This window comes from Synechococcus sp. PCC 7336, from assembly GCF_000332275.1.
Taxonomy (GTDB): Bacteria; Cyanobacteriota; Cyanobacteriia; order Thermostichales; family PCC-7336; genus PCC-7336.
Window position 1 is genome coordinate 1,622,404 of sequence record NZ_CM001776.1, and the last position, 18,084, is coordinate 1,640,487.

23 protein-coding genes are annotated in these 18,084 nt (G+C 54.3%); 9 read left to right on the top strand and 14 right to left on the bottom strand.

Annotated features, from left to right (window positions below; all coding sequences use genetic code 11):
• Positions 1-28: 28 nt before the first annotated feature.
• Together SYN7336_RS07735 and SYN7336_RS07740 are read right to left on the bottom strand one after the other, a co-directional pair.
• Entirely contained in the window at positions 29-616 is a 588-nt protein-coding gene (locus SYN7336_RS07735; protein ID WP_017325358.1) for a Uma2 family endonuclease, read from the bottom strand.
• A gap of 99 nt (positions 617-715) precedes the next feature.
• On the bottom strand, positions 716-979 hold the full coding sequence (locus tag SYN7336_RS07740) for a hypothetical protein (RefSeq protein ID WP_017325359.1): 264 nt from the start codon (positions 977-979) through the stop codon (positions 716-718).
• Positions 980-1,114: 135 nt separating this feature from the next.
• Between SYN7336_RS07740 and SYN7336_RS07745 the strand changes: the two genes are divergently transcribed.
• On the top strand, positions 1,115-1,759 hold the full coding sequence (locus SYN7336_RS07745) for a Uma2 family endonuclease (protein WP_017325360.1): 645 nt from the start codon (positions 1,115-1,117) through the stop codon (positions 1,757-1,759).
• 16 nt (positions 1,760-1,775) lie between these two features.
• Here SYN7336_RS07745 and modB read toward each other — a convergent pair whose 3' ends face one another.
• The 4 genes from modB to SYN7336_RS07765 are packed head-to-tail and all read right to left on the bottom strand — an operon-like array spanning position 1,776 to position 5,333.
• Positions 1,776-3,716, bottom strand: a complete 1,941-nt coding sequence (gene modB, locus SYN7336_RS07750) for a molybdate ABC transporter permease subunit (RefSeq protein ID WP_017325361.1) — start codon at positions 3,714-3,716, stop codon at positions 1,776-1,778.
• Between the two features lie 60 nt (positions 3,717-3,776).
• The gene (gene modA / locus SYN7336_RS07755) at positions 3,777-4,607 is read right to left on the bottom strand and encodes a molybdate ABC transporter substrate-binding protein (RefSeq protein ID WP_017325362.1); all 831 of its coding nucleotides are present in this window, start codon (positions 4,605-4,607) and stop codon (positions 3,777-3,779) included.
• 1 nt (position 4,608) lies between these two features.
• Entirely contained in the window at positions 4,609-4,869 is a 261-nt protein-coding gene (locus SYN7336_RS07760; RefSeq protein WP_017325363.1) for a hypothetical protein, read from the bottom strand.
• A 29-nt stretch (positions 4,870-4,898) separates the two neighbouring features.
• Positions 4,899-5,333, bottom strand: coding sequence for a cupin (locus SYN7336_RS07765; protein WP_227498622.1), 435 nt, complete (start codon positions 5,331-5,333; stop codon positions 4,899-4,901).
• A 365-nt stretch (positions 5,334-5,698) separates the two neighbouring features.
• On the opposite strand from SYN7336_RS07765, the gene SYN7336_RS07770 reads away from it, so the two are divergent.
• Positions 5,699-6,208 carry an ISAs1 family transposase gene (locus SYN7336_RS07770; RefSeq protein WP_017325365.1) on the top strand — a complete coding sequence of 170 codons (510 nt, stop codon included), beginning with the start codon at positions 5,699-5,701 and terminating at the stop codon, positions 6,206-6,208.
• A gap of 106 nt (positions 6,209-6,314) precedes the next feature.
• Here the strand turns inward: SYN7336_RS07770 and SYN7336_RS07775 are convergent, their stop codons facing one another.
• The 3 genes from SYN7336_RS07775 to SYN7336_RS32630 are packed head-to-tail and all read right to left on the bottom strand — an operon-like array spanning position 6,315 to position 7,118.
• Complete coding sequence (locus SYN7336_RS07775) at positions 6,315-6,653, bottom strand: DUF86 domain-containing protein (protein ID WP_026100802.1); 339 nt, start codon at positions 6,651-6,653, stop codon at positions 6,315-6,317.
• The gene (locus tag SYN7336_RS07780; RefSeq protein WP_017325367.1) at positions 6,625-6,957 is read right to left on the bottom strand and encodes a nucleotidyltransferase family protein; all 333 of its coding nucleotides are present in this window, start codon (positions 6,955-6,957) and stop codon (positions 6,625-6,627) included. Before SYN7336_RS07780 ends, SYN7336_RS07775 begins: the two co-directional genes overlap by 29 nt.
• Positions 6,958-6,983: 26 nt before the next feature.
• Positions 6,984-7,118: a hypothetical protein gene (locus tag SYN7336_RS32630; protein ID WP_255346706.1), complete on the bottom strand. Its 135-nt coding sequence runs from the start codon at positions 7,116-7,118 to the stop codon at positions 6,984-6,986.
• A gap of 45 nt (positions 7,119-7,163) precedes the next feature.
• On the opposite strand from SYN7336_RS32630, the gene SYN7336_RS07785 reads away from it, so the two are divergent.
• The 4 genes from SYN7336_RS07785 to SYN7336_RS32940 all read left to right on the top strand — a co-directional run bounded on the left by SYN7336_RS07785 (position 7,164) and on the right by SYN7336_RS32940 (position 11,874).
• Entirely contained in the window at positions 7,164-9,569 is a 2,406-nt protein-coding gene (locus tag SYN7336_RS07785) for an endonuclease MutS2 (RefSeq protein ID WP_227498623.1), read from the top strand.
• 144 nt (positions 9,570-9,713) lie between these two features.
• Positions 9,714-10,541, top strand: a complete 828-nt coding sequence (locus SYN7336_RS07790; RefSeq protein WP_017325369.1) for a photosystem II S4 domain protein — start codon at positions 9,714-9,716, stop codon at positions 10,539-10,541.
• A gap of 68 nt (positions 10,542-10,609) precedes the next feature.
• Complete coding sequence (locus tag SYN7336_RS07795) at positions 10,610-11,176, top strand: Uma2 family endonuclease (protein WP_017325370.1); 567 nt, start codon at positions 10,610-10,612, stop codon at positions 11,174-11,176.
• A gap of 347 nt (positions 11,177-11,523) precedes the next feature.
• Positions 11,524-11,874: a DUF5615 family PIN-like protein gene (locus SYN7336_RS32940; RefSeq protein WP_071590869.1), complete on the top strand. Its 351-nt coding sequence runs from the start codon at positions 11,524-11,526 to the stop codon at positions 11,872-11,874.
• On the opposite strand, the gene SYN7336_RS07800 is transcribed toward SYN7336_RS32940, so the two are convergent.
• Positions 11,782-12,423, bottom strand: coding sequence for an exopolysaccharide biosynthesis protein (locus SYN7336_RS07800; protein ID WP_026100804.1), 642 nt, complete (start codon positions 12,421-12,423; stop codon positions 11,782-11,784). The genes SYN7336_RS32940 and SYN7336_RS07800 overlap by 93 nt on opposite strands.
• A gap of 301 nt (positions 12,424-12,724) precedes the next feature.
• Here SYN7336_RS07800 and SYN7336_RS27795 point away from each other — a divergent pair, with 301 nt between their 5' ends.
• The gene (locus tag SYN7336_RS27795; protein WP_017325372.1) at positions 12,725-13,981 is read left to right on the top strand and encodes an adenylate/guanylate cyclase domain-containing protein; all 1,257 of its coding nucleotides are present in this window, start codon (positions 12,725-12,727) and stop codon (positions 13,979-13,981) included.
• Here SYN7336_RS27795 and SYN7336_RS07810 read toward each other — a convergent pair.
• Positions 13,978-14,880: a DUF3365 domain-containing protein gene (locus tag SYN7336_RS07810; RefSeq protein ID WP_017325373.1), complete on the bottom strand. Its 903-nt coding sequence runs from the start codon at positions 14,878-14,880 to the stop codon at positions 13,978-13,980. The two genes, SYN7336_RS27795 and SYN7336_RS07810, sit on opposite strands and share 4 nt — an antisense overlap.
• A gap of 111 nt (positions 14,881-14,991) precedes the next feature.
• On the opposite strand from SYN7336_RS07810, the gene SYN7336_RS07815 reads away from it, so the two are divergent.
• Both SYN7336_RS07815 and SYN7336_RS28745 read left to right on the top strand, forming a co-directional pair.
• Positions 14,992-15,915 (top strand): phosphate/phosphite/phosphonate ABC transporter substrate-binding protein, encoded by a 924-nt coding sequence (locus SYN7336_RS07815; RefSeq protein ID WP_017325374.1) that lies wholly within the window; start codon positions 14,992-14,994, stop codon positions 15,913-15,915.
• A 99-nt stretch (positions 15,916-16,014) separates the two neighbouring features.
• Positions 16,015-16,257 (top strand): hypothetical protein, encoded by a 243-nt coding sequence (locus SYN7336_RS28745; RefSeq protein WP_071590758.1) that lies wholly within the window; start codon positions 16,015-16,017, stop codon positions 16,255-16,257.
• A 39-nt stretch (positions 16,258-16,296) separates the two neighbouring features.
• Here SYN7336_RS28745 and SYN7336_RS30690 read toward each other — a convergent pair whose 3' ends face one another.
• The 3 genes from SYN7336_RS30690 to SYN7336_RS07835 form a co-directional block, all read right to left on the bottom strand.
• Positions 16,297-16,488, bottom strand: a complete 192-nt coding sequence (locus SYN7336_RS30690; RefSeq protein WP_156820078.1) for a hypothetical protein — start codon at positions 16,486-16,488, stop codon at positions 16,297-16,299.
• A 135-nt stretch (positions 16,489-16,623) separates the two neighbouring features.
• On the bottom strand, positions 16,624-17,454 hold the full coding sequence (locus SYN7336_RS07830; RefSeq protein ID WP_017325377.1) for a Dam family site-specific DNA-(adenine-N6)-methyltransferase: 831 nt from the start codon (positions 17,452-17,454) through the stop codon (positions 16,624-16,626).
• A gap of 67 nt (positions 17,455-17,521) precedes the next feature.
• Positions 17,522-17,851 (bottom strand): antibiotic biosynthesis monooxygenase, encoded by a 330-nt coding sequence (locus tag SYN7336_RS07835; RefSeq protein WP_017325378.1) that lies wholly within the window; start codon positions 17,849-17,851, stop codon positions 17,522-17,524.
• Positions 17,852-18,084 lie beyond the last annotated feature (233 nt).

Consider the following 18,084-nt stretch of genomic DNA (forward strand, 5'->3'; position numbering starts at 1 on the left):
GTTCACGATCGAGCTCGCGTCACTGCTTTCAAAGATCGCCGGTTAAGAGTTGCTCGACGGTGAGAGTGAGTTCGGGGAATGTGAGGGATTTTACGACGTGGGGGCCGGTGAATTCGGTGGCATCATACCAGCCTTCAGCGAGGGTAAGGATCGCGATCTTTTGCGCGAGGGGATCGACAATCCAGTACTCGGGAATGTCTAGAACGCTGTATTCAGACCGTTTAGCGCGATAGTCAACTCCTTGGGTGGATTCGCTGATGACTTCTACAACCAGTAGCGGCGGTGGTTCGTCGAGACGGATAACCGCTTCTCGGTTCTGGAGTTCCCGCCACTGGGCTGCAGGTAAGACAACGACATCGGGAATTCGGACAGTATCCCATCGATCGCCTCTCGGGGATTGGAGGCCGATAACCCTTTGCTTGGAGACCCACTCGCGACCCAAACGCTCGATCTCGGTGCGAAAGTTGCTGTTGATAAAGTCGGCGATTTCACCATGTTGTCCCATGCCAAGGGTCATTGGGAGGAGCTCTCTGTTGACGAGTTCGTAAGAGATGTCAGTGCCATCGTCATAGTTGAGATAGTCTTTGAGGGTGAAGCGCTGGGTTGTAATGGCCATAATTAAAGAGCAATTGGGTTGACTACCGATGACGCCATGCTTTGCGAGGGGGGTAAAGAATAGGAGACAGAGACTTGTCGAATTGATGGGGGGTGAGGGTCAGTCGGGGCGATCGCTCAATGCCTGAATGGAGCGAGCATTGCTGTCGGCAATCTTGCGGGTGGCTTCAATCCGCTCTCCTAAGGCATCTAAGAATTGCTGGGTTCTGTCTTGCCGTTCCCCCAAAGCATCAATTTGCCGCTGGGTTTTGCTCTGCGCTTTCTCCAACTTCGCAATGGCCTCTAGGTTATTGTTACTCGTCTGTAGGTTGATTAGCGCCAACTCTCGCAGGCGATCGAACTCTGCTCGGATTTCTGGAGTCATAACTTTGCCTGTTAGCATGAACTATTGCCCTGTTTCGCCTGCTATGTCTAGCTTGACTATATCTGTAGAAACTGGATCTGTAGAAACTGGATCTGTAGAAACTGGATCTGTAGAAACTGGCAAAGAGGATACTCTATGGTTTTAACAGTTAGCCCAGAGCGCATTGAACTACCACCAGGGAGCGAGGTTACCCTGCGCTATCAAACCTGGGCAGACTACGAAGCGCTGCTAGAGAGCCGTCATGATGATGCTGCTATCAAAATCCAATTCAATGCCTATACTCAAGAAATTTCCATCATGGCACCTCTGGCCGGTCACGGGAGACGAATTGATAGTTTGGTAGACCTGGTTAAAGCTTTGTTGCGCCATCGAGGGCGAGATTGGGATAGTTCCCATCCAGTTACCCTGAAACGATTTCAAGCAGCCGGAGCGGAACCCGATGCCTGCTTCTATATCCAAAATTGGCAGGCTGTTTTGGGCAAAGACCGCATCGATCTAAGCGAAGATCTACCTCCAGACCTTGCCATTGAAATGGATCTGACTTCACTCACAGATTTAGCGATTTATCGAGCCCTCAATGTTCCTGAGGTTTGGATTTATCGCCAGGGCAGCTTAGCGATTCACGCGATCGCCGCAGAGGGGTATCGAGCTAGCTCGACCAGCCCCACTTTTCCTGACATAGATGTCAAAAACTTGTTGCCACAATATGTAGAACGATCCTGGGCAGCAGGTTCTAGCGTTGCTCTGCGGGAGTTCGAGCAGCTCCTAAAATCCCTTTAACTGGAACTTGCTGAAATTAGCCGTCACTCAACATCATGAGTTTTGCTGGATCGAGCACGAGCGACCACGGAAAGGGCATCTGTTTGAGAACAGCCCACTTTTCTTTGAAGATTTCTGCTTGTAGGTGGTAGTCCTGCGGATGGGCAGGGGGGGTATCGAGCTTGAGGTAAAGGGTCATGCGGTGGGGCGTTTCACTGGTCATGGCGAGCCAGCAGGGGAAGGTATTGGGAGTCACCGATCGCGGGCGGTGGCTTAGATTCTGCCCCCCATCTTGCTGAGCCTTCTGCGCCTGTGCGTCCTGGCTGCCTCTCTGGCTACTCCAGTTCTGAATAACGGTCTCCCTCTGGCTGATGGCTTCTAAGAAGCCAAACTGATGGGCCCGTATGCCAATGTGGGTGAGGGTGTCGGGAATCGGTTCGGCAACTTGCAGGATACAGTTCCAGTTCGAGGCGCGAATCGTAGAGGGGTCAATCGGAACGGCGGGGGAGATATTTTTACAGCCCGTAAGACGGGCAGCACTGACATTTTTGGGGCGATCCAGTACGACAGATTTCGAGTCGTGGGCACTAGCGCGGCCTCGATCCATCACGAGTAGGTTGCTGCAGATGCGGTAGGCTTCTTCGATATTGTGGGTGACAAATAGGGTGATGCCAGAGAAGCGTTCTAAGCGCAGCTTTAGATCCCGTTCCATCAAGTAGCGTAAGTGGGTATCGAGCGCGGAAAAGGGTTCGTCCAGTAATAAAACCTCGGGCTGACTGGTCAGGACACGAGCCATTGCCACCCGCTGCTGTTGCCCCCCGGAGAGGGCAGTAGGATAGCGATCGCCCATTCCCTCAAGCTGCATCGCCGCCAACTGCTCCTCGACAATCTGCTGCCGCTGCCGCACCGTTAGTTTTCCGGGCAAGCCAAAGGCGATGTTCTGAGCCACGCTGAGGTGGGGGAACAGAGCATAGTTTTGGAACAGTACGCCAACGCGGCGATCGCAGCTCGGCAGATTAATCCCCCGCTCCGAATCGAACAACACCCGTCCATTCAGCACAATCCGTCCCCTATCTGGGGTCTCTATCCCCGCAATGCAACGCAGAATCAGACTTTTCCCTGCACCGGATGCACCTAACAGTCCTAGAGGTTGGCTGTCTGTGGAGAAGGATATATCCAGACTGAAGCCGGGGAGGTGTTTTATCAGGGCGACGGAAAGGGAGGGAGAGGGACTTGCAGGGGGAGGGGATTGGGAGATGAGAGTGGGCAGACGCGATCGTGACTCCAGATCGATTGCTTCCCGATGCAGTCTTCCTCTTTGGGCTTGGCTGCGTCCCTGCCAGCCCTGTACCAACGCCAATCCCCCTAGGGCGATCGCCAGAATGACTCCAGCCCAAGCGGCAGCTTCGCCAAAGGCTCCCGCTTCGACTGCAAAATAAATAGCCATGGGGATGGTCTGAGTTTTGCCGGGAATATTGCCCGCCAGCATGAGGGTGGCTCCAAATTCGCCCAAGGCACGGGCGAAGGCGAGGGTGGTGCCTGCCAGGATACTGGGGAGGGCTAGGGGTAAGGTGATGCGCCAGAACAGACGCAGTTCCGAGGCTCCCAGGGTGCGGGCAGCCTGCTGCAGGTTACTGTCGCTCCGATCGAGTGCCCCCAGCACAGTTTTGTACATGAGCGGAAAGGCCATCACCGTAGCGGCGATGATGGCGGCATACCAGGTGAAGACAATACTGACCCCAACTATCCCCAGGAGGGCACCCAGAGGCCCGTGTTTGCCCAGCAGCAGCAGGAGCAAAAAGCCCAACATCGTGGGCGGTAAGACCATCGGTGCCAGGAACGCGCCATCGAGCAGCGATCGCCAGCGTCCCCGATAGCGATGCATGAAGTGGGCGGCGGCAATCCCTAAGAAAAAGGTGATGGCGGTGGCAATGGTGGCAATCCGCAGCGAGATCCAGAGGGGCGATAGGTCAATCATGGCGATCTCAGAAGAGGGGAATGCAGGCGAATCGCCGCAGGGGCCGTTCTCGAACGCCTCCTACAGTGACGGCGGAATCGGTCCGAATCCAAAGTCTGCAAAGATTTCCCGAGCCGTGTCGGCGGTCAGAAAATCAATAAAGGTTTGGGCGGCATCGGGGTGGGGACTGCTATGGGTCGTGGCGATCGGGTACACAATCGGTTTGTGGGAGCCTGCGGGGGCGGTCGCCAGCACCTGTACGCGATCGGAGAGGGCTGCGTCGGTGGCGTAAACCATGCCTAGCTCGGCGTTACCACTGGCGACAGCAGCGAGGGTGCTGCGAACATTGTTGCCAAACACAAATGTAGGCCGCAACAGCTCCAGTAAACCCATGCGATCGAAGACCTGTTCGGCATACTGTCCGGCAGGGACACTGCGAAATTCGCCTACGGCAAAGTGGCGGATCTCGATATCTCGAAGCTGGCTGATGTCTGTAATGTCCAGGGGGGAAGCTGTGGGGGCAATCAGCACGAGGCTGTTGGAGACTAGAGACTGACGGGAGTCGGTCAGAATCAACTCTTTTGCGGCCAAAGCATCCATCTGTTTGGTGGCTGCCGAGAAAAACACGTCGGCAGGGGCACCTTGCTCGATCTGCCGCTGGAGTGCCCCAGAGGAACCAAAATTGTAGTCAACAGCAATGTCCGCATGGGCTGCTCGGAACTGAGGCGCGATCGCCTCTAGGGTATTTTGGAGACTGGCAGCAGCGGATACCGTAATTGTAGTCGTCCGGGCCGAGGCGCTATCTGCACCGAGCGGCGAGGGAACCGAGCCACGCTCAATCGACCACAAGCAGGCCACGATAAGGCCCACCAGGAAAGCGATCGAGAACTGATAGTGCTTTCTGAGTGCCATGCTAGGTTTCCTCGGGTTGGGGATACAGACCTAGCTGGCGGGCCAATTCTCGAGCAATGAAAATCAAGAACTTGGCGGCCTCGGGGTTATCTTGGTGGGCAAAGTAGGAGGCTGTCTGCATTAGCGCCTGCACAAAGCCAGCATCTAGCAGTTCGGGAGAACTATCTAACACTTCTGGTTCTGTTCCATTGGGGCACTCCAGCAGGCGATCGATGAGGGCAAAATAGCGTTCCTGTTGGGGACTCGTGTCGGTTGTCGTCATCGTAGGAACTCCTGAAGGGGAGAAGGTCGTTAAAAGCGTCTTGCAGTCTGGGTTTCGGGTTCGAATTGGAATCGGCTTTTGGGTTGAGTATCGCCGTAAAATTGAAAGGTTAAGGAGATCTTTTGCCCTACGGTTTCGACTTGGTGAATGGCATCGGGATGGAGGCTGAGTATTTCACCGGGTCCGAGCAAATGTTCGCCAACGGGTTCAATCTGGAGCGGTTTTTCGGCAGGATTGACGCGACGCCAAAAGGTGTGGCGTTCTTCTCCTCGAATTTGGAATATAACACCCCAAGTTCCGTGGTTGTGAATTGGCGAAAGAAGTCCTGGTTTGGTCGTGACATTCTGAACTGTTAAAGGATAGCCAATTTCATCATAAAGAGTCGTTACATTCACTCCCGTTTGAGCATCTGGTCGTGAATATTGGGTTTTTACCCAATAGGAATTTAGAACGAGTTGGCGCACCTTCCTACGAATTTGGGGTAAACGATCCCATTCATCTAATTCATGCGGTGCAGAGGCAACGATCTCCAGAACTTCGGAGAGAAATTGGTGTAAGTAATAGCACTCCCGCAGGAGATCCCACGATCGGGCAGCGGGGCTGGGCTTTTTTAAGCTCTGGGAGGTGAATCCATGTATGGTCATTTAACTGCCAATGTTCAGAAATTCTGGTTATGTCTGAAAGGAGTCGATCATTGTTTCCATGCAGGAAAAGAGCTTAAAAGTACCTCAAAACTCTTTAAATAGTGTAATATTTTAAGGCTTGTCAGGAAAAACCTAATGCACACTTTGCGCCAATTTAGAATGAAAAAGCCCTGGGCAATGATTACTTGGGAGCCCTGAAGGGGAATCAGCCGAAGCTATTTACCGCAGTCAAGCAGCAATTTGTCCCCCAGCAGGAATATCTCGACATCAGTAAGGGTCACGGGCGCGTCGAACGCCGAGTGACCCAGGTGTGCTATCAGCTCGACGGCTTACCGGATTGGCCGGGACTGCAATGTGTCATTCGAGTGCAGTCCACCCGCGAAGAACTGTTGCACGATATGAATGTGGTCACCCGCAAAACCCGCTATTACATCTGCTCCTTTCCAGAGAGCGCCGAGCAGTTGGCTCAACGGATTCGCAACGATTGGGGGGTGGGAAACAAGGTTCATTATGTTCGAGATGTTACTCAAGGAGAGGACAAATCTCGCATTCGCACCACTCCTCTGGTCCAGATTTGCGCCTTGGCCCGCAACTTTGCCATCAACCTCTACCGAGAGTTTGGCTTTACCAATATGGCCCAAGCTCAGCGACGATGTGGACAGACCCTCAACACACTCAGGGCTATCTTTGAATGAAATAACCCTGGCTGATTGCCTCAATTAAAATCTTCAAATCCGCCCGCAAAATTCCATTGCAGAAACTTGTTATGCTGCCTCGATCTCCACTGCCACTTCCCTGCCTTCAACTTTCGGGAGGGATTTGCAACTTCAATTCTTCAATCAGAGGCGTTATTTCAGATTGAACCACATTCCAAACGACAATAATATCTACATCATCATATTCATGAACCAACCGATTTCGCATTCCGTTGATTTCCTGCCACGCGATGTCTGGCAATGTCTGTCGAGTTGCTTTTGAAATTCGTCTTGCAGCTTCAGCAATCACCAATAGTCGCCGAATGACTGCATCCTGAAGCTGCACATTTTCAACGAAATCATCTTTCGAGCATTGAGCAGTGTAGGTGGTGATGAGTTCCGCAGATTGGAGCATATCAAGCAAGAATTGAAGATCCCGTTGCATAAATGACCTGAGCAGAGGAAAGAATCTCGTGGCGGCGTAGGTAGTTGCGACTAGTTTCGATACCCTGACGGGTAATTAGGTCAATATCTCTGTGAAAAATGGCCTTTAACTCTGCTTCCATCCGATCTAGGGTATTGAAGGTGGGGCGAGCATCTGGGTGAAATTGCACCATCACATCAATGTCGCTGTCGGGGCGAAAGTTATCGCGCAGGACGGAGCCAAATAGAGCAAACTCAGTCACTCGCCAGCGATCGCAGAACTCAGCAATTTTTTCTATCGGTAGATCGATCGCAGTGATAGTCATAGCAATTTTACTCCCCAAGCTCTAGGTTATTGGTTCACCCAAGTCGTTGATGTTGCTTCATCCGTCTCGATCGCCCTCAACACCTCACCGTCAATAAAACCGCGATCGGCAAAATTGCGATCGGTCGCCCCACCCTTGACGAACGGCGATCGCCTCCACACCCTCGAGCAATGTCAAGATGGATAGAGCATTCCGAATCCAAATCCTTGAACGCTGCCGCCGCCACTCTTCACCCCCCCGACATTCTAGTCGAGACCTTAGAACTACTGGAATGGTCGCGGCTGTGCGAACATCTCGCCAGCTTTGCCGCCACCCGCATCGGCAATAGCGCCTGCCGTACCATTACCCCTTGGATGTCCCGCCAACAGAGCGAAACCCTGCTGGCCCAAACCGGCGAGGCGATCGCCCTCGACCTCAGCCTTCCCGGCGGCATTCCCATACAGGGGATTTGCGATCTCGTCCCCTTGCTGCAGCGGGCAGAGTTGGGGGGCGTGCTGCAGGGACGCGAGTTGAGCGATGTGGCCAATACACTGGCGGGGGCTCGCAAAGTGCGGCGGGTGCTGGACGAGACGGAAGAGGCACCGCTGCTGCAGGATGCCATTTCCAGCATTCGCACCTACCCGGAGATCGAGCGGGACATCAATCGCTGTATTGACGAGCGCGGCGAAGTCACCGATCGCGCTAGCGAAACTTTAGGCAATCTGCGCGGCAATATTCGCACCCTGCGCAATTGCGTGCGAGACAAACTGCAGAACATCATGTCGGCCAAGAGTTCGGCCATTCAAGAAATGGTGGTGACCGAACGGGACAGCCGCTTTGTGATTCCAATTAAAGCCAGCCATCGGGATGTTGTGAAGGGACTGGTTCACGACAGCTCCGCCAGCGGAGCCACACTCTATGTGGAACCCAATAGCGTTGTCAGCGACAACAACCAACTGAGAGAGTTGCAGGCCCGAGAGCGACGGGAAGAAGAGCGGATCTTGCGGCAGTTGAGCGAGCAGGTGGGGGAAGTGGCGGACGATCTGCGCCACCTGCAGGCCATGTTGGTGCTCGTCGATGGCGCGATCGCCCGCGCCCGCTACAGTCTGTGGCTCAACGCCCATCCCCCCAGTTTTGACACGGATACCCTATCCCTGCGGACAGTGCGGCATCCGTTGCTGTTGTGGCAATCGCAAAAGGACTCCGAGCAGCCATTTGAGGTGGTGCCGATCGATCTGGCGATCGCCCCCGAAAAGCGAGCAGTAGTCATCACCGGCCCCAACACGGGCGGCAAAACCGTCACCCTCAAAACCTTGGGCCTGATGGTCGTGATGGCGAAAGCGGGCATCTTTTTGCCTGCCCGAGAACCCGTGCTGCTTCCCTGGTTTGACGGGGTATTTGCCGATATTGGCGACGAGCAATCCCTGCAGCAAAGTCTGTCCACCTTTTCGGGTCACATTCGCCGCATTAGTCGAGTGCTAGCGGCGATCGATGGCGATGCTCTGGTGCTGCTGGATGAAGTGGGGGCGGGCACCGATCCCAGTGAAGGGTCTGCCCTAGCCGCAGCCCTACTCGAACACTTGGCCCATACCGCCCGCTTGACTGTGGCCAGCACCCACTACGGCGAACTCAAAGCCCTCAAATACCAAGACCCCATGTTCGAAAACGCCTCCGTCGAATTCGACTCCAGCAGCCTCGCCCCCACCTATCGCCTGATGTGGGGCATTCCGGGGCGATCGCACGCCCTCGCGATCGCCTTACGCCTGGGGCTGGATGAAGTCGTCATCGATCGCGCTAAAGCTCGACTGGGGGAAGACAGTTTTCAAGTGGATACGGCGATCGCCGGATTGGAAGGCCAGCGGGCCGAGCAAGAGGAGAAACTGACTCACCTCAATAGTCTGCAAGCTCAGTTGGAAACGCTGCAGCAGGAGATGAAAGAGCGCGCCCGCCAGTTAGACCGGCGGGAGGCGGAGTTGGAAGCGGAGAAGAAGGCGGCGATCGAGCAGGCGATTCGGTCGGCGCAGGGGGAAGTGGCCTCTGTGATTCGGCGGTTGCAGAAGCAGGGGGCCACCGGTCGAGATGCCCAGGCAGCCTCGGAACAGCTCAAACGCATTGGCAAGCAAACCCAAAAGCGCCAGCCCGAGCCGGTGGTGGCGACGGAGTTTTATCCCGAGATCGGCGATCGCGTTCGCTTGCGAGAGTTGGATCGGGTCGGGGAATTGGTGGCGATCGAGGGCGGCAGCTTTACGGTCCGCAGCGGTATTTTAAAGTTCAATGTCAATCTGTCGCAGATCGAGCCCCTCGACGAGGTGCAAGCCAAACAGCGGCAGCGTCTGCAGCCCGTGAAAACCCCAAAAATCCCGCCCTCAGCGGCGGATAGGGGCCTGCAGGTGCGCACCAGCCAGAACACCCTCGATATTCGCGGTCAGCGGGTGGCGGATGCCGAATATCAACTGGACGATTGGATTGCCAATGCGGCTTCTGGAGCGGTGTGGATTATTCACGGCCACGGCACCGGCAAGTTGCGGGCGGGCGTGCAGGAGTTTTTGAAGCGCCATCCCCGCGTGGCTAGTTTTGAAGCTGCGGAAGCCAACGATGGCGGTACGGGAGTGACGGTGGCTCAAATCAACTAGGCTGGTCGCATCGGTCGGTCAAGGTTGGAGGAATGTCTAGCCTATGAATTCGGCAGGTGCGGTCGCGAGTTGGAGAAGCTCGCTATACTCAAAGGGCTAGAGGTAAGAGTTGTCATTCACTGAGTTAATCTACGCTTGAAATCTGTGGAAACTACAGGGCACCTTTTGCCGCGATCGGAACTATTACAGCGGGTCGAACATCGCGAGGCGATCGCCCGTACCCTCGATTTAGCCGAACGGGCCATGAAAACGTGGGAAGTGGTATGCTCTGACTTTTTATCCCCACCAGAGCTGGCAGAGGCGATGGCGATTTTCGAGCCGCTCGCCGAAGTCGAAACGGTTGCTTGGGGCGGCTATCCTCAAGCGGAGCGACAGCGATTGGCGATCGCTCCCCCCTCCATGCTGATTGCTTCTCCTGGCGACGATCCCCAAGCACTGGCCAAAGCGGTGGTGGAGCTGGCGGCGATCGAAGTGCGGGGCAATTTTTTGTTCGATACCGCCACCCATCGAGACTTTTTGGGCAGCATTTTGGCCACGGGCATCGTCCGCGAGAAGGTGGGGGATATTTTAGCGGTCGGAGAGCAGGGGGCTCAGATTGTCTTGGAGCCGCAGTTGGTACCCCATCTAGAAATGAGTTTGACCCAGGTGCGATCGGTGCCGGTGAAAACCAAGCAGATTTCTATTGAGGCATTGAGGGTTCGGCCTCCTCGTACGAAGTCTATTACCACGGTTGAAGCGTCGATGCGGCTGGATGCGATCGCCTCGGCAGGGTTTAGCACCTCCCGCAGTCGTATGGCGGGCGATATTCAAACGGGGGAGGTCAAGGTCAATTGGAAAACCATTACTCAGGCTAGCCGTCCGGTGGCGACGGGCGATCTGATTGCGATTCGCGGTCGCGGTCGGGTGCAGGTGGGGGAGGTTTCGACCACAAAGAAAGGTCGCTATCGCGTCGAGTTGACTCGCTATCTTTAAGGGTTGCGGGGGGATGAAGTGGCCTGACGTCAGTGCTAGTATCGGCCTATCGCTATGTAAGTGAACCCGTGACTGTTGCTGCTGGCAAGAAAGTTTGGACGGATGCAGAGTTTTTGGCGCTGCCTAAAGATGGGGGCCGTTATGAGTTGCTGAACGGAGAAGTGGTCGATATAGGCAACTCCGGGATGGAGCATGGCAATATTGGCATCTTTCTGGGCGGGGCTTTGGAGTTCTATGCTCGTTCTGAGAAGCTGGGAGTAGTTTGCGATTCCAGTACGGCCTTTGCCATGAAGGAGGGCAATAAACGGTCGCCCGATGTTGGCTTTGTTGCTAAGGAAAGACTGAAAGGTATCAAACGCTTGCCTAAAGGTTTTTTTGAGGGGACTCCCGATCTGGCAGTCGAAATCTTGTCTCCCAACAACACAATTGAGGAAGTTCATAGAAAGATTGTGGAGTTTTTTGAGAACGGGACGCGATTGGTTTGGGTGATTCATCCAGATGAAAAGTTTGTTCTGGTCTATCATTCTCCCCAACCCGATCGCCTATTACTAGTTGGAGACAGCCTCGATGGAGAAGATATTGTGCCGGGGTTTTCGTTGGCGCTCGCCGATTTGTTTATAGAGTTAGATTTTTGAGTGTTAGCGTGAGGCTTATTGATGCCTATTCAACGTTGAGATCTGGAGTTTTCAGGCGTTGCACTCGGCCCCCTAAATCCCCCACCAGTGGGGGACTTGTGAGAGGCTATTGGCTTCGTTCTACAACTTTAATGACTGCGATTCGCCGGTTTGTCTTCCCCGTCTCCAAACCCCAGCTAGCACTGTCGTCAAGTCCCCCAGAATGGGAGATTTAGGGGGCGAATGCAGCGATCGACAGCGCTAGTGAGAGAGACTAATCGATGTCTCATCAAAACTACGGGTTTCAGACCAGACTCGGTTTAACAGCTCTCCTTCTCTTTTGCAAGAAAAGATAAGGGCTATTCGTGGTGAGTAATCGGATTCGGTTACAGTTAGACGAACAGGTTAAATCAGTGATTGCCCGTGAGTTACGCCATCGCGGCATTGATGTGACGACTACTGTTGAGGCAGGATTGCGAGCGAAGAGCGATGATGCACAAGTAGAATTTGCTTGTCAATCAAAGCGAGTGCTCTTTACTCAGAATGAGGATTTCCTGAAAATTGTCAGCCTGACTGGCAATCATTTTGGTATCGCTTATCGCAGGCAAGGAACTCGTTCGAGCAGCTCAAGCCCCCTTCTCTTCCAACAGCCGTTGCAGCCATTGCAATGCCCCCGGCACTTGTTCCAGTCCGGCCTTGAGCAGCAGCAGGATCGATAAGGTCAACGCCGCTGCCAAACCCGAGAGCAGCAACCCGATCGCCGCGATCGGTCCGTCATCCTCCAGCAACCCCGCCCCCATCACCACAATGGAAAACGCAGGTGCAGTATTCGTGAGCGGAAAAGGCAGCATCATCGATATCGCCATCAGAGCGATCGCCATGCCCAAGACTCGCCGCCCCAGCGATCTCTGACACATCCAGGGCCAGCGCGGTCGCGCAATTAGCTCAATTTTGCTCAGCAACCATCTCCCCTTCCCTAACACCGACGTGGCAAATGCCGTCGGCACCGACCAGCGGGCGATCTCCCCCGGCAACCAAGGCTGAGGAGTACCTGCGATCATCTGAGTCGCTAGGAAGAATAGCGCCACCCCAAACGGAACCGAATACCCCGCCGCCGGAATCGGCAACCCAGACGGCAGCGCTAACAGCACGAGAAAGAAGCCGAAGCCGCGCTCGCCCGCTAGCAATTGGATATCTTTGAGAGAAATTCTGTCCCCCCGGTCGGGACTCTGTAAAAAAGTATCTAAGTCTTGAGAAAGTCGAGCCATAACAATTGCGAGGAGTCGGTCAGATCCAGTCATACCTCGTGCATCCTGACAGAAAAGGCGATCGCAGAGAAAGGGCAAGTAGCGCTAAAGCTGGGTATTCAAGCCAGTTGGCGATAAGCTGAGCACAATTGCCGTTCCCTTACTGTTCTACGCTAGGGTGTTTCGATGGAGTCTCGCCCGCCCATCGGGTTTCGCTGGCAACCCTGCAAGGATTCGACCCATTGCCGATCGCGCTGGCAGGTCGGGCAAGTTAGAGGATGCGATTGGAACAGACAAACGTGCGACCTCATTACGATAAGAGATGAATTCAGAAGCACCCCTAACCTCGCTCGGACAAAGAACCCTAGCTGCAATCGTGTTTACTGATGTCGTCGATTTTAGTGCGCGCGTCGGTCAGGCAGAAGAACATACCTTGAATTTGGTTCAGCGCGATCTCAACATCATGTCTCAGCTCTGCAAGCAGCATGGCGGGCACGTACTCAAATTCACTGGCGATGGCTTGCTGATCTATTTTTCCAGTGCCTTCCGGGCAGTAACCTGCGCCCAAGAATTTCAGCATGCCATGGCCCGTGCAGCCAACAGCCTGCCGGAAAGTGATGCGTTGTGGCATCGCTGCGGCATTCACTTGGGGGATGTGTTTGTGAGCGAAACGGATGTCATGGGCGATGGGGTCAATATTGCAGCCCGCCTGCAGGGGGAGGCCCAACCCGGTGGCGTTTGCATGTCTCAAACGGTTTACGATGTTGTCAAAAAACGACTCACCTTAAAAGCAACCTATTTAGGGCCGCGCGATCTGAAGAATATTCAAGAACCCGTTCACGTTTATCAAATATTAATGGCAGCGATGGAGGGGAGAACCTCAGTTGCCTCCATCAAAAACGTACCGTTAGAGCTTGCGCCGTCCGACGAATTATCTGAGGGGCTGGTTGCAACCCCTTCACCGCTAACGCCTGCGCGCGAGGTCGAGGATATTGCTCCGAACGCACCCCAGTCCGCTCTACAGGAGAGCAGTCCCGCGATCGCCGCCAGCGTCCGGAAACCGCCTTTCTCAGTCTTGCCGAGCACTCAAATCCAATTGACCGAGCTGGTTATCGAGCATATGGGACCCATCGGCAAACTCACCGTCCATCAAGCCTTAGCCCAATCGAGCGATGGGAAAGAGCTGATTGCCGAGATCTCCCAGTGGATTCCAGCTAGCAGCGTCAAAGCTTTTCGCCAGCAAGCCGAACGCCTGTTGCATCGAGATGCCCTCGCCTCACCTCCAGAACCTCTGACCCCGCCGCCTCCTGTTGCAGACCCGCCAGCTAAAAACTCTGCAACCTCTACGGCTGTCACTGCTGCGATCGGCCAAGACGAAGCCTTTATGCACTACTGCCGCCAAGAATTGACTCAAGCCATTGGCCCGATCGCTTCACTGTTAGTCAGAAGGGTGCTGAATGAAACCCCCAGCCTCTCGCGCCCGCAGCTCGTGGATGCCCTTGTGGAAGAGGTGACCGAGCCGCAAGCCGCGAAAGAACTGCGCGATCGCCTGCTCGCCTGGAGGCAGCCATCCGACTAGTCGTTTTGCCGGTCCAACATTTTCATGGCCACCACCAAACTAGCCCGCATGCGATTGAACGCTGCCGCCAAGATCCCCACCTCATCTTTTGAGGTTTGGGCAAATTCAGAATCCATTTTCCCTTTACTAATTTCGTCGGCCACTCGAGCCATTTTCATCAAGGGGCGAATCACCACCTGCTGGAGAAAGATATTGGTCAGCAGAATCGAGACCGTAAAGGCGATCGCCACAATCCCCATCAAAATCAGCAAGGCTTGTCGAGCGTTGAGGAAAACGCCGCTGGCAGGCACCGAAATAATCTGAGCCCCAACCACTTCGTTCAATTGCCAGCCAAAGCCGTTCTCTCGACCGTAGGTAGCCAGTTGGCTGGCGGGAGCGTCTGAAGGAACTCCGTGGCATTCCAGGCAGCTCTCCTTCGAGATCGAAATGGGTCGGGCAATATAGAAAAGCTCGCCGGAAGGGGTCGAGCGGTAGCCCCGCAATTCATCTAGCCCGCTGGCTTGCCGAAACCGCTCCACGATATCGGCCTCGAACCGATCGGCTTTATCGCGCAAGTTAGTGGGGTTGAGGGTGGCTTCTTTATAAAAGAATTCACTATAGTCTGGATCGCTGCGCAAATCCTCAAACACTTCGCGGGCGGAGTAAGCGGGTACCGTTTGCGGGATGAATTCGGCCTCAGTCTGGAGGCGATCGGCCAGCTCGGGGCGCACCTGCTGGCTGGTGTAGTTCCGCACCGAAATCATCGTCCTGAGCAGAATAACTGCTTTGGAAGCAATCTGACCTTCAGCATTGCGATTGAGAATGGCAATAAAAGCGCCTCCGGTCACCAAGAAGCTGATGGTGAAAATAACGATTAATGTCAGACTAAATTTCTGACCAATTTTAAGATTGCGAAACATTGTTCGACCGCACTGCCTTGAAGAACTGAGATAAAATCTTACTACCGATTATGTTTCGGGCACTCTATGCTTAGGATGTTTACGACTTTCCCGAGCTGAGATCGAGGTTCCATGCGAGTTTGTCGAGTGGTTGTGCTGTTGATTGCGGCGCTGTTGGTGGGGTGTGCGGCCAGCGCCCCGGTGCCGGTCAATCGCTTGATCGTGGGTGTAGTGGCCTATGGAGAAGGGAGCCAGTCCCTCGATCGATACGAGTCTTTCCGCGACTATTTGGCTTTGCAAACCCATTCGGTGGTGGAGCTGGAGCCTGCCTTTAACGAGGTCAAGGCCCTCGAAGAAATTCGCAGACGTCACTGGTCGCTGGTGTTTGCCCCGCCGGGATTAGCTGCGGTTGCGATCGCGCAAGCGCAATACAGTTCTCTCTTTCCCCTTCAAGGTCGGTCGAGTAATGTGGTGCGCTCGGTTTTGGTGGTGCGGGAAGATAGCCCCATTGAGGCGATCGCCGATCTCAAAGGTCAAGCGGTCGCTCTGGGACAACCGGGCTCGGCGACTGGCTACTATCTGCCCCTCTACGACATGTTTGGTCTGACCTTAGCCGAAGTTTCGCTCGAACCCACGCCGCGCCAGGTGTTGATGGCGATCCATACGGGAGAAGCGGCCGCCGGGGCGTTGGCTAAATCGGAGTTCGAGCGCTATCGGGGGGAATTTGATGGGGCACAGTTTCGGACGATCCACACCAGCCGCAGCCTGCCCGCCGGTGTGGTGGCGATCGGGCCTGCTGTCGAGCTCAACCTACAGGAGATTGTCCGTCAAGCAATGAACGATGCCCCCCCTCAAATCGCCTCGGAGGTCGGGTTTATTCCCAATGCCGATCCTCCCGATTACCGTTTCTTTATCGATCTGATTGCGAAAGTCGCCCCGCTGGAGGTCCGCCTCAACGAGGTTCCTGTCGCTCTCTACCCTCCGGCGATCGAAGTCGAGAGTCCTCCGGTAGAAACGGTTGAGCCAGAGCTGGAAGTGGTTGGCGATCGCCCCTAGTAATAAGCGGTTTGTAATTGCTAGTTTGTTTTACAGAGCGTTCAAAATCAATTCGCCTCATCAGCGCCCGTCCCGCAACTCGTCGAGAACTCAATGACTATGAATCCAACTTATTCCCCCGAGCCTAATAATATTGAAGACGATATGGAAGCTGAGTATCAGTTGGATTATCGAAAAGCTAAACCTAACCGTTTTGCTCCCAGTCATAATTCTAGAGTGGTTATTCTTGATGAAGATGTGGCTAATGTCTTCAATACTCCAAGTTCTGTCAATGATGCACTTAGATCTTTGATTGAGCTAGCACAAAAGATGCCTAAAATCGTGCCGCACTCGGAAAATTAATTCGTAAAGGCTATCCGATGGCTCGGGAGAACGTTTCCATCAAGTTTGGCTGTGGGTGCGAATCCATTCTCGCCCGCCCCATTCGGCAGCCTGAGGGGAGGAGAAAGTTTGTTCGTCTCGATAAAGGGTGCCCGAACAGGCGAGCACTTGAAAATGACAGCCTCGGCTGTCGGCAAAACACAGCAGAGTGTATTCCCGGATGGTGACGACGAGGTGTACTCTGACATGCATCTGCAGCAGCCTGAGATGTCTTTGAATCTAGCCTACAGCGAAAGCGATCTACATACATTTGCAGGCGATTGACCTGTCCTGTCGTCCCAGTCCTCCGGTTTCAAAAAAAGTTTTGGACGCTTCCCCAGAGAAACTCTAGAATCCCTTCGTTGCCAATATCTCTAAAGCAGGGGTGCGATCGCCCGTACAAGAAATTCGTCGCGGTCCCGGCAGAGTGTCTACCGTAAATCCTAAGCTGCGGTAGAGCCTGCAAATACGCTCGGTTGCCTGGTTTGACGCCACCACCGGCCCTTCGTGTCGGGCCAGCCACTCTGCCAAACGGACCTGTTCCAACCAATCAAATCCCTTGGCGCTATAGGTGGTGAACTCGACATCGTAGGGGGGATCGGCATAAATGAAATCATCGGCCTGACGCGGCACTGTGTCGAAGTCGCCGTGCCGAATTGTCCAAGTCTCGAATAGCGGGCGATAAGGTTGAAAGTTGCGCTGGTAATTGATTGTCTTATAGCGACCGAAAGGGACATTAAATTGGTTGTTGCGATTGAACCGACACAACCCGTTAAAGCCAGTGCGATTGAGATAGTAAAACAACTCGGCAGCTTCGCAGCTATCAGCTCGACCCGCCTCCACTAGCTGGTTGAATTCCGTGCGGTACTGGTAATACAGCTCCTTGTTATTGGACAGCTCGCGCTCGATCTGCAATCCCCGCTGCAACCAGCGATAAAAGTTAATTAAATGCTCGTTGGTGTCATTGAGAATTGCCCGCTCGGGACGCAACCCCAAGGCGATCGCCATTCCCCCCACAAACGGCTCCAGCAAGCGACGATCGCGATAGGGCTGCCACAATTCGAGTAATTGAGGCACGAGCCACCGCTTCCCCCCCGCCCATTTCAACGGGGGTTTGAGGGCTGGCTCGGCGATCGGTTTCGCAGAACTGGCGGTTCGAGCGACAGAATTCAGGGGCATGTGGCGAATTGAGAGGGTGCCCTCACCTTATCGAAGAATCACACTCCAGTCTCCCGCCCTCCTTCCTTTAATGAGCTGTTGTCGGGTCTACCGTACAGGCAATTTCATAATTTCCCGTCACGGGCTTGGCCGCAAACAACGGAGCCATCTGTCTCAAAATCGAATGGTAGACATTGCCCTTATTTGCCTCCATCGCCTCCCGCGTATCCCAAAAAATTACGGAAATGCCGCGATCGCTATCGGGCTCCCGCAGCAAATAAGCCCCCTTAAACCCCTGTGCATAGGTGGATACTGCCTTTTGATAGAGCAATTGAGCCTCTTCAAACTTGCCAGATTTAAATTCGCCAATCGCAACGTAGGCATATGGATGTGCGAGGCGATCGTGAAAGTCAAACATCAAATCTTCTCCCTCCCAATGCTTGAAGTGTCGCGATCGGGCCGTTAACCTCGCGGCGCACCCACACTCCCAGCAATGCGGACACAATAGGAATAAATTGATTGTCGCCGAAACTCTTCGCTGTAAGCTCGAATATCTGTAAATTCAAACCTTTTGAAACATCAACAGCTCCCCAGAACGAGGAGCTGTTGGCGATCGCGATTGGGCGATCGGAACTCTGAAAGGGCGATGGC